Origin of the sequence: Pseudomonas sp. Pseusp97 (genome assembly GCF_047304025.1) — a bacterium.
In the GTDB taxonomy this organism is placed as follows: Bacteria; Pseudomonadota; Gammaproteobacteria; order Pseudomonadales; family Pseudomonadaceae; genus Pseudomonas.
Window position 1 is genome coordinate 1 of the sequence record NZ_JBGLYK010000428.1, and the last position, 1,483, is coordinate 1,483.

At 69.7% G+C, this 1,483-nt stretch carries 1 protein-coding gene; it reads left to right on the top strand.

What is annotated here, in order from left to right; all coding sequences use genetic code 11:
* On the top strand, positions 1-1,434 hold a 1,434-nt coding region (locus ACCC94_RS29645; RefSeq protein ID WP_413353159.1), incomplete at its 5' end, for a M16 family metallopeptidase.
* Positions 1,435-1,483: the final 49 nt, after the last annotated feature.

Sequence of the window (1,483 nt, forward strand, 5' to 3'; positions counted from 1 at the left end):
CCCCCCCCCCCCCCCCCCCCCCCGCCCCCCGCCGCGCCCGCCTCCACACAATCGACTGCCGTCGAGGACGCCGCGCCCACCGGCCTGCAGTCCCTCGCCGAGGCCGCCGGCAAGGCGCCCAGCCACCGCAAGCTGAATATCCAGCAATGGCAGACCGCCGAAGGCGCCCGCGTGCTCTTCGTCGAGGCCCACGAGCTGCCGATGTTCGACCTGCGCCTGACCTTCGCCGCCGGCAGCAGCCAGGACGGCGACAACTACGGCCTGGCCATGCTGACCAACGCCATGCTCAACGAAGGCGTGCCCGGCAAGGACACCAGCGCCATCGCCGCCGGCTTCGACGACCTGGGCGCCAACTTCGGCAACGGTTCCTACCGCGACATGGCCGTGGCCAGCCTGCGCAGCCTGAGCGAGCCGAGCAAGCGCGACGCAGCGCTGGCGCTGTTCGACCAGGTGATCGGCCAACCGACCTTCCCCGAGGACGCCCTGGCGCGCATCAAGAACCAGGTCATGGCCGGCTTCGAGTACCAGAAGCAGAACCCCGGCAAGCTGGCGGGCCTGGAGCTGTTCAAGCGGCTCTACGGCGACCACCCCTACGCCCACTCCAGCGACGGCAACGAGCAGTCGGTGCCGAAGATCAGCGTCGCCCAGCTTCGCGCCTTCCACCAGAAGGCCTACGCCGCCGGCAACGTGGTCATCGCACTGGTCGGCGACCTGACCCGCGAGCAGGCAGAAGCCATCGCCGGCAGCGTTTCGAAATCGCTGCCCAAGGGCCCCGCCCTGCCCGCGCCGGGCGAACCGCAGACGCCCAAGGCCGGCGTCACCCACATCGAGTTCCCGTCCAAGCAGACCCAGCTGATGCTGGCGCAGCTGGGCATCAACCGTAACGACCCGGACTACGCCGCGCTCTACCTGGGCAACCAGATCCTCGGCGGCGGCGGCTTCGGCACCCGTCTGATGGACCAGGTGCGCGAGAAGCGCGGCCTGACCTATGGCGTGTATTCCGGCTTCACCGGCATGCAGTCGCGCGGGCCGTTCACCATCGGCCTGCAGACCCGCGCCGAGATGAGCGAAGGCACTCTCAAGCTGGTGCAGGACATCGTCCGCGACTACCTCGACAAGGGCCCGACGCAGAAGGAACTCGACGACGCCAAGCGCGAACTGGCCGGCAGCTTCCCGCTGTCCACCGCGAGCAACGCCGACATCGTCGGCCAGCTGGGCGCCATCGGCTTCTACAACCTGCCGCTGGATTATCTGGAAACCTTCCTCAGCCAGGTCCAGGGCCTGAGCGTGGAACAGGTGAAGCAGGCCATGCGCCGCCACCTCGACCCGGACGCCTTCGTCATCGTCACCGCCGGCCCCACCGTGCCGCAGCAACCGCTGCCGCCGCCCACCGACAAACCCTCCGCGCAACCTGCCGGCGTACCGGAGCACTGATGAGCAAACGACCCGGCGGCGCCGCGCGCGCCGCACCCAAGCCCCACGG